Origin of the sequence: Nocardia noduli, from assembly GCF_019038455.1 — a bacterium.
Taxonomy (GTDB): Bacteria; Actinomycetota; Actinomycetes; order Mycobacteriales; family Mycobacteriaceae; genus Nocardia; species Nocardia noduli.
In genome coordinates, this window is the sequence record NZ_JAFMPL010000086.1 from 26,946 (window position 1) to 34,970 (window position 8,025).

The window sequence follows — 8,025 nt, forward strand, 5'->3', positions numbered from 1 at the left end:
CGTGCGAGGCACGGCCGAGCGCTGTTCCGCGTCGCGGATCACAGAAGGGCGGCGACCGTTCGCGGTGCGTACCCAATTAGGCTGAGGCAACGTCAGCGAAACGAGGAGGTGCGGTGACCATTCGGGTCGGAGTGCTGGGAGCACAGGGCAAAGTCGGTCAGGCGATCTGTGCGGCGGTGCGGGCGGCCGCGGATCTGGAACTGGTCGCCACCGTCGACAAGGACGATTCGCTCGAGGCGTTCACCGAATCTGGCACCCAGGTGGTCGTCGACTTCACCCACCCGGACGTCGTCATGGGTAATCTCGAATTCCTGGTCGAACACGGCATCCACGCGGTGGTCGGTACCACCGGATTCGACGTCGCCCGGCTGGATCGGGTGCGCGGCTGGCTGGCCGATCGCCCGGAGACCGGTGTGCTCATCGCGCCGAATTTCGCGATCGGCGCGGTGCTGTCCATGCGTTTCGCCGAACAGGCCGCCCGTTTCTTCGAATCGGTCGAGATCATCGAACTGCATCACCCGAACAAGGCCGACGCGCCGTCCGGGACCGCCTACCGCACCGCCGGACTCGTCGCCGAGGCGCGTAAACGCGCGGGCGTCGGGCTCAGTCCCGATGCGACGAGCACCGAACTCGAAGGCGCCCGTGGCGCGGACGCGGACGGCGTGCGCGTGCATTCGGTGCGCCTGGCCGGACTCGTCGCCCACCAGGAGGTGCTCTTCGGCACCCAGGGTGAGACGCTCACCATCCGCCACGATTCCATCGACCGCTCGTCCTTCGCCCCCGGCGTCCTGCTCGGTGTGCGCGAGATCGCGAAACGTCCCGGCCTGACCGTGGGCCTCGACCCGTTCCTGGACCTGTGATCGGATCGACCGGCACGTCGTCGGCGCCGATCGGATTCCGCGACCGTGCGCTCACCGGTGTCGTCGACATCCGCCGAACCCCCGCCGGGTGTGATCGTGGCTGATCAGCCGGAAGAGGAGACGCCGGTCCCCGCACCGGGCGAATCCGGACGCAAGGACGACGTTCGTGTCGTCGTCGGACTCATCACGGTGCTGGTCCTGATCCTGGGCTTCTACTTCCTGCTGCTCGGCCGCATCGCCGTGAGCCTGATCGGTTCCGGTGAGTTCGCCGCCGTCGCCATCGGCATCGGTGTACTGATCCTGCCCCTGGTCGGGGTCTGGATCGTCTGGGCAACGGTGCGCGCGGCGCTCGACCATCAGCGATTGGCCCGCAAGGCCGTCGCCGAAGGTCTGGAGGTCGACGTCTCGCAGTTGCCGGTCCGCCCGTCCGGACGGATCGAACGGGCGGCGGCCGACGAACTGTTCGACCGGGTCAAACGCGAATGGGAAGCGGACCCCGACAACTGGCGCAGTTCCTACCGCCTGGCCCGCGCCTACGACTACGCCGGTGACCGCCGCCGCGCCCGCGACACCATGCGTCGCGCGGTCGCCCTGGAACGGCTCGAACGCGAGGGATAGGCGATGGCCCGGCTGCTGATCGTCCACCACACCCCGTCTCCGTTCACGCAGGAGATGTTCGAGTCGGTGCTCTCCGGCGCGACCGACCCGGAGATCGAGGGCGTGCAGGTCGTGCGCCGAGCCGCGCTGGCGGTGACGCCGACCGACGTACTCGAGGCCGACGGTTACCTGCTCGGCACCCCCGCCAACCTCGGGTACATGAGCGGTGCGCTCAAGCACGCCTTCGACGTCGTCTACTACCCGTGCCTCGACTCGACGCGGGGGCGCCCGTTCGGCCTCTACCTGCACGGCAACGAGGGCACCGAGGGCGCCGAGAAGGGCGTCACGTCCATCACGACCGGATTGGGATGGGTGCGGGCCGCCGACTACGTGGTGGTGTCGGGTAAGCCCACCAAAGCCGATCTCGAGGCGTGCTGGAATCTGGGCGCGACCATCGCCGCACAGTTGATGGACTGAGTGACCGCGGGCCCGGAACGGGCTCGAGCCCGGGTGACCGGGGCGTACCCCCGATTTCTGGTGTCTGACCGTGGACCCCGTCCGCCCGTCATACTGCGTGGTGACGTTGGAGCGGTGGGCGCCGGATGCGCTCGGGATGGAGTGTCGAGGTGATGTGGGCCGAAGGGGGCGAGAGCGCACCGCGACGGATCGGGCTGGTCGAAGACCACGAATCCGTCGCGATCGGACTGGCCGCGATGCTGTCGCCGGAACCGGATCTGGATCTGGTGCTGACCGCAGGGACGGTGCCGGAACTGCTCACCGCGGCCGAAAGTGATTCGGCCACGGTCGATCTGGATCTGGTAGTGCTGGATCTGCGGCTGGCAGACGGCTCGTCGCCGGAGGACAACGTGCGCGCGCTGCGCGAACGCGGCGTCGAAGTGCTGGTGTTCACCGGCGCCGACAATGCCTTCCTGGTGCGCGCCGCCGCCAGCGCCGGTGTACTCGGTGTGGTGCGCAAATCCGAGGATGTCCCGACGGTGGTCGCGGCGGTGCGGCGTGCCGCGTCCGGCGAACAGGTGATCACCACCGACTGGGCCGCGGCCATCGACGGCGACCCGCAGTTGTCGAATGTCGGGCTGAGCCCGCGTCAGGAGGAAGTGCTGACGCTGTACGCCTCCGGTGAGAAGGCGTCGAGGGTGGCGCGGTTGACGGGGCTGTCCGAGCAGACCGTCAACGATTACCTGGGACGTATCAGGCAGAAGTACGCCGACGCGGGCAGGCCCGCGCCCACCAAGACCGACCTGTACAAAAGGGCCGTCGAGGACGGTTGGTTACCGGTTCCCGAGCGGCATCCGCGCGGATGACCGCGTTCGGCACACTGGGCGACGTGCCGGCGGCGAGTGCGGCCTCGGTCGATCCGGTGCGCACGGCGCGGTGGTGGCGAGGTCTCACCGGGCTGTCGGAACGCACGAAGAACGAGGCCGCCGCCGACCGCATCCTGCGTAGACTCGGCTCGATCTTCGGGCTGGCCGGGGTGATCGCCTGCGTGGTCGAGGTTCCCGAGATCATCGATCAGAGCCGGTTCGCGCCGATCGGATGGACCGTCGTGGTGGCGGTGCTGGCCTTCGGCCTGTTCCCGGTACTGGCCGTGGTCTCGATCGCGATGGGCAGGGCGACCATCCAGGCCGTGGCGATGGGCGCGGCGATCAGTTACCTACTCGCCCTTGCCCTCGCCCCCGCGGTGTACGAGCGGATGCCCGACCACACCACGTCGCTGTACCTGTACCGGGTGTTCGCGCTCGGTGTGCTGGCCGCGGCGCTGGCCTGGCGTCCGTCACCCGCGATCGGATATCTGGTCGTCGGTTCGATACTGGCGGCCCTGGCCAACGGAGCGGTTTTCCCGCAGGAGGACTTCTGGTCGTTCGCGGGCGATTTCGCCAGGGCGGCCGGACTGTGCGCGCTGTTTCTGTGGTGTGCGATCTACGCCAGGGCCGCCGCCGCGCGCGTCGACCGGGAGTCGGCGATCGCGAGCAGCAGGGCCGCCGCCGCCGCGGGGGCCGCGGCCAGGGACCGCGAGCGCGCGCGCTTCGCCGCCCTCATCCACGACGCGGTGCTCTCGACCCTGCTCGACGCCTCGCGCGCCGGGACCGAATCCCCGGTGCTGCGCGGACAGGCCGAACGCACGCTGACCCAACTGGAGGCGGCGCGCGGCAGCGATATCGAGCCGGATCTGCTCAACGCCCAGTCCGCCGTGCATTTCCTGCGCGCCGCGGTGCACGAGGTCAACTCCGGCATCGAATTCACCGCCAGGCGCTGGGCGGGTTTCGACGATCTGCGACTGCCGGTGCACGCGGCGGGCACCATCGCCGCCGCACTGGCCGAGGCGGTGCGCAACAGCCTGCGTCACGCCACCGTGCCGGGCCGGGCGTTGCGACGCATCGTGACGGTGACGGTGAGCGCGGGCGGTATCCGCGTGGTGTTCCGCGACGACGGCGCGGGTTTCGATCTCGGCAAGGTGCCCGCCGATCGGCTCGGCGTCTCGGTCAGCATTCTGGGCCGGATGCGGCAACTGGCGGGTGGCGCTGGGTTCGTGGAATCGAGTCCGGGTGAGGGAACGACGGTGACCCTGGTCTGGGGTGGCGATGGCTGACACCGACACCGAGTTCGGGCTGCGCGATCTGCTCGGCCTGCGCGATCGGGCGGCGTGGCTGTTCCTGCTGGTGCTCGAGGTGACGATCGTGTTGTACATGGTCCGCAACTTCGAGACCGCGGCGTTCCCCGCCGTCGTGGCCGCGATCGGGCTGCTCACCTCGGCGGGGGCTCTCGTGCTGGTGATTCCGGTGGATCCGCTGCCGGTTCCCGCGACGGTGTTCGTCGCCGCGTCCGGTCCGATCGCGACGGTGCTGACCACGCTCGAGATCGAGACGGGGTGGGCGGAACCGGTGTGGACCGCCTTCGCCTCCTCCTATGTGCTCGCCGTGCTCGTGCTGCGTGGCCGTGTCGGCGCCGCCTGGCTCGGTGTCGCCGGTATCGCGCTCGTGGTGGCGATGGTCGGACTCGTCGCCGGTCTGCGGGTCGGGGTGATCGCCGGATCGGTGGTCCCGGTGGCGACCGTGGCCGGGGTGTCGGTGTGCGCGGCGATCATGCGGCCGACACAACGTTCGCTGCGGCTGTTGCGCGAGGAGGCCACCCTGCGGGCCGCCGCGGAGGCGACCATGGCCGCGGAGAACGGTGAACGCGCCCGGCAACTCGCCCGGCTGGACAAGGTGGCGCGGCCGATCCTGGAACGGATCGCCGACGGCGTCGAACTCACCGCGTCCGAACGTGAGCAGTGCCGCCTGCTCGAGGCCGAACTACGCGACGGCCTGCGTGCGCCGCAGCTGGTCACCGACGAATTGAGCAGCGCGGCGCGTGGGGCGCGCTCGCGCGGGGTCGAGGTGGTACTGCTCGACGACGGTGGTTTCGCCGGTGTGCCGCTGTGGGTGCGTCAGCGGGTGATCGACGCGGCGACGCGGGAACTCGACGCGGCGAACACCGGTTCGGTGACGGTACGGGTGCTCCCGATGGGGCGCCGGATCCTCGCGACCGTGCTGGCGAACGCCTCCGACGCCGATCGACGGACCGAAATCGACGCCGCGGGTGAGGTATCGGTCACCACGTGATCGCCGGGTGATCGACCGATCCGGTTCTCGCCCGCCGAACGTGTCGGACCCTCGTGGCATCCTTCCCCGATGCGGAAGATGACGGCGGCGGCGGCGCGCCGGACTGCGGTGGCGGCACAGGGCTTCGGCAGGCGCAGGCCCGCGGTCAACACGCGCAGGACGGTCCTGGATGTGCTGGCCAGAACCCAGGTGCTGCAACTGGATTCGGTCTCGGCCGTGGTGCGCGCGCACTACGCGCCGATCTTCGCCAGAATCGGCGCCTACGACCGCGCGCTGCTCGACGAGGCGGCCTGGTCGGATTCCGCGCGGCGGCCCAGGCAACTCGTGGAGTACTGGGCCCACGAGGCGGCACTGCTTCCGGTCGAGGATTGGCCGCTGTTCCGGTGGCGCATGGCGCAGTACCGCAACGGTCGCTGGGGGTCGGCGCGCACCGTGGTCGAACGCAATCCCACCCTGGGCAAGGACATTCTGGACGTCATCGGTGAGGTGGGCCCGTCGACGGCGAACGAGGTGGAACGTCATCTCGAGCTGGACAAACCGAAGCGCAAGGGCTCGTGGTGGAATCTCAGCGATACCAAGCTGATCTGCGAACAGCTCTTCGCCGCGGGGGAGCTCTCGGTGCCCAAGCGGGTCGGCTTCGCCCGTCACTACGACCTGACCGAACGCGTTGTACCCCCGGAGATCGCGGCGCGCGAGATTCCCGAGCCGGACGCGGTCCGCGAACTCGTGCTGCGCGCGGCCACCGCGCACGGCATCGGCACCGAATCGGATCTGCGTGATTACTACCGTCTCCAGCGATCCCAGACCCTGCCCGCGATCGCCGAACTGGTGGCCGAGGGCGAACTGGAACCGGTGGAGGTCGCGGGCTGGGACAAACCCGCCTACCTGCGCGCGGGCGCCGCGACACCGCGTCGGATCGAGGGCGCCGCCCTGCTGTGCCCCTTCGATCCGCTGGTCTTCTGCCGTCCCCGCATCGAGCGGATCTTCGACTTCCACTACCGCATCGAGATCTACACCCCCGAACACAAGCGGGTGCACGGGTACTACGTCTTCCCGTTCCTGCTCGACGGCGAACTCGTCGGCCGTGTCGACCTGCGCGCCGAACGCGCCAAGGGCCGCCTGCTGGTGCCGGGCGCTTTCGCCGAACCCGGGCACGGCACCGCGGAAACCGCCGCGGCGTTGCGGAATTCGCTGCGTGAGATGGCGGACTGGCTCGAACTCGACGACATCGTGTTCGGTGAGCGCGGCGATCTCGCGCCGCTGCTCTGATCGCGGGCGAACCGAGCCTCAGATATCGCGTTTGGGGCCGTAGCCGCGCATCTGGTCCTTGAGTGCTCCGGAGACCGCGGTGGACAGCCAGGAGTTCAGTGAGACCCCGCTCTGGGCGGCGGCCTCCTCGGCCTTGGCCTTGAGCTGCTCGACCATGCGGAGCGTGACGCGACTGATGTCGCCGGTCATCTCCTCGAAGGTCTGATGCTCCTCACCGCCCGGATTCTTGCGGACATCGACCGTCGCGTCCGTGCCGTTCACCGAGACGTGCACGGTGCGGTCGCCGAGTGCCGCGCTGACCTCGGTGGCCAGATCGGACAGTGCGGCGAGCAGGGCGAGCCGCGCCGAACTTTCCGTCGCCGCTGCCAGCGCCGCGGCCGTGGCCTGCGTTTTCTCGTCGCCGAGTGCCGCCGCGGCGATGAGATCCTCGCGGAGGCGGGCGGTGTACTTGTTCAGATCCATGACACCATTGTGGTGTCATATCTGATGTCACGCAAGGTCGGAATTGATGTCATCGGGCAGCAAATGGGAGGCGAATCACGTGCGCCCGCCGACCCGTCGGCGGACTTGGATGTCGAGCGTGCCCATCAGAGCGGGTAACCTTTCTGACCATGACGAACGGTGAATCGACGCCAACGGAGCTGCGCGCGTCCGGCACGGTAGGTGTCGCGATGGTGACCCCCTTCAGTGCCGACGGCAAGCTCGATGTCGATGCCGGGGTGGCCTTGGCCGCTCGCCTGGTCGATCGCGGTGTCGATCTGCTCGCGATCTCCGGGACCACGGGCGAATCGCCGACGACCACCGAATCGGAGAAAGCCGACCTGTTGCGCGCCGTCGTCGACGCCGTCGGTGCGCGCGCCACCGTCATCGCGGGCGCGGGCACCTACGACACCGCGCATTCCATCGAACTCGCGCGCAACGCGCAGCGGGCGGGCGCGCACGGCCTGCTCGTGGTCACGCCGTACTACTCGCGGCCGACCCAGGCCGGTCTGATCGCGCATTTCACCGCGGTCGCCGACGCCACCGATCTGCCGGTCACGCTCTACGACATTCCACCGAGATCGATGGTGCCCATCGCACCGGACACCATTCGCGTCCTCGCCGAACATCCGCGCATCGTCGCGGTCAAGGACGCCAAGGGTGATCTGAACATGGGCGCCGACCTGATCGCGAGCACCGGCCTGGCCTTCTACTCCGGTGACGACTGTCTCAATCTGCCCTGGCTCTCGGTGGGCGCGGTCGGATTCATCAGCGTCATCGGACATCTGGTGCCCGAGCGGTTGCGTGAACTCGTCGACGCTTATCACACCGGTGATGTCGAGCGGGCCCGCCGCATCAACGCGAGCCTGATTCCGCTGAACGCGGCGATGGCCGGTCTGGGCGGTGTCGCCATGAGCAAGGGCGGCCTGCGTATGCTCGGCATCGACGTGGGCGAGCCGCGTCTGCCGCAGTTGATGCCCAATGCCGAACAACTCGAGATACTCGCCGCCGACCTGCGTTTGGCGGGGGTGCTGGCGTGAGCGATTCGAGTAGTGACAGTCCGAGCAGTGACACTACGAGCGTGACCGATATCCGACCGAGCGCCGTGGAGGTCCGCGCATGAGTGAGCCCCTGGCCCGTCGTCCCCGCCGTACCGCGAGCCGTGCCGCGGGCGCGCCGCCGCCCGCCGCCCCTACCCC

At 69.2% G+C, this 8,025-nt stretch carries 9 protein-coding genes; 8 read left to right on the plus strand and 1 reads right to left on the minus strand.

Annotation, left to right across the window (positions count from 1 at the left end):
• The first annotated feature begins 113 nt into the window (after nucleotides 1-113).
• From dapB to JZ792_RS31200, 7 genes are all read left to right on the plus strand, one after another.
• Nucleotides 114-860 (plus strand): 4-hydroxy-tetrahydrodipicolinate reductase, encoded by a 747-nt coding sequence (dapB, locus tag JZ792_RS31170; protein WP_216916275.1) that lies wholly within the window; start codon nucleotides 114-116, stop codon nucleotides 858-860.
• A gap of 183 nt (nucleotides 861-1,043) precedes the next feature.
• Nucleotides 1,044-1,478, plus strand: coding sequence for a hypothetical protein (locus tag JZ792_RS31175; RefSeq protein ID WP_216916294.1), 435 nt, complete (start codon nucleotides 1,044-1,046; stop codon nucleotides 1,476-1,478).
• A gap of 3 nt (nucleotides 1,479-1,481) precedes the next feature.
• The gene (locus JZ792_RS31180; RefSeq protein ID WP_216916277.1) at nucleotides 1,482-1,934 is read left to right on the plus strand and encodes a flavodoxin family protein; all 453 of its coding nucleotides are present in this window, start codon (nucleotides 1,482-1,484) and stop codon (nucleotides 1,932-1,934) included.
• A 125-nt stretch (nucleotides 1,935-2,059) separates the two neighbouring features.
• Nucleotides 2,060-2,779, plus strand: a complete 720-nt coding sequence (locus tag JZ792_RS31185) for a response regulator transcription factor (RefSeq protein WP_254190611.1) — start codon at nucleotides 2,060-2,062, stop codon at nucleotides 2,777-2,779.
• Between the two features lie 23 nt (nucleotides 2,780-2,802).
• The gene (locus JZ792_RS31190) at nucleotides 2,803-4,065 is read left to right on the plus strand and encodes an ATP-binding protein (RefSeq protein ID WP_308165522.1); all 1,263 of its coding nucleotides are present in this window, start codon (nucleotides 2,803-2,805) and stop codon (nucleotides 4,063-4,065) included.
• A complete protein-coding gene (locus tag JZ792_RS31195; RefSeq protein WP_216916282.1) occupies nucleotides 4,058-5,077 on the plus strand; it encodes a DUF8320 family protein in 1,020 nt (339 codons plus the stop codon). The genes JZ792_RS31190 and JZ792_RS31195 overlap by 8 nt, the downstream gene beginning before the upstream one ends.
• Nucleotides 5,078-5,146: 69 nt before the next feature.
• Nucleotides 5,147-6,346, plus strand: a complete 1,200-nt coding sequence (locus tag JZ792_RS31200; RefSeq protein ID WP_216916285.1) for a winged helix-turn-helix domain-containing protein — start codon at nucleotides 5,147-5,149, stop codon at nucleotides 6,344-6,346.
• Between the two features lie 18 nt (nucleotides 6,347-6,364).
• On the opposite strand, the gene JZ792_RS31205 is transcribed toward JZ792_RS31200, so the two are convergent.
• Complete coding sequence (locus tag JZ792_RS31205; protein WP_109527555.1) at nucleotides 6,365-6,808, minus strand: toxin-antitoxin system HicB family antitoxin; 444 nt, start codon at nucleotides 6,806-6,808, stop codon at nucleotides 6,365-6,367.
• Between the two features lie 149 nt (nucleotides 6,809-6,957).
• On the opposite strand from JZ792_RS31205, the gene dapA reads away from it, so the two are divergent.
• A complete protein-coding gene (gene dapA / locus JZ792_RS31210; protein ID WP_216916287.1) occupies nucleotides 6,958-7,866 on the plus strand; it encodes a 4-hydroxy-tetrahydrodipicolinate synthase in 909 nt (302 codons plus the stop codon).
• Nucleotides 7,867-8,025: the final 159 nt, after the last annotated feature.

Excerpts from the sequence above, each read along its gene's own strand:
- JZ792_RS31180 (WP_216916277.1), top strand. The coding sequence starts at position 1,482 with ATGGCCCGGCTGCTGATCGTCCACCACACCCCGTCTCCGTTCACGCAG.
- JZ792_RS31185 (WP_254190611.1), top strand. The coding sequence starts at position 2,060 with ATGCGCTCGGGATGGAGTGTCGAGGTGATGTGGGCCGAAGGGGGCGAG.
- JZ792_RS31195 (WP_216916282.1), top strand. The coding sequence starts at position 4,058 with ATGGCTGACACCGACACCGAGTTCGGGCTGCGCGATCTGCTCGGCCTG.
- JZ792_RS31200 (WP_216916285.1), top strand. The coding sequence starts at position 5,147 with ATGCGGAAGATGACGGCGGCGGCGGCGCGCCGGACTGCGGTGGCGGCA.
- JZ792_RS31205 (WP_109527555.1), bottom strand. The coding sequence starts at position 6,808 with ATGGATCTGAACAAGTACACCGCCCGCCTCCGCGAGGATCTCATCGCC.
- dapA (WP_216916287.1), top strand. The coding sequence starts at position 6,958 with ATGACGAACGGTGAATCGACGCCAACGGAGCTGCGCGCGTCCGGCACG.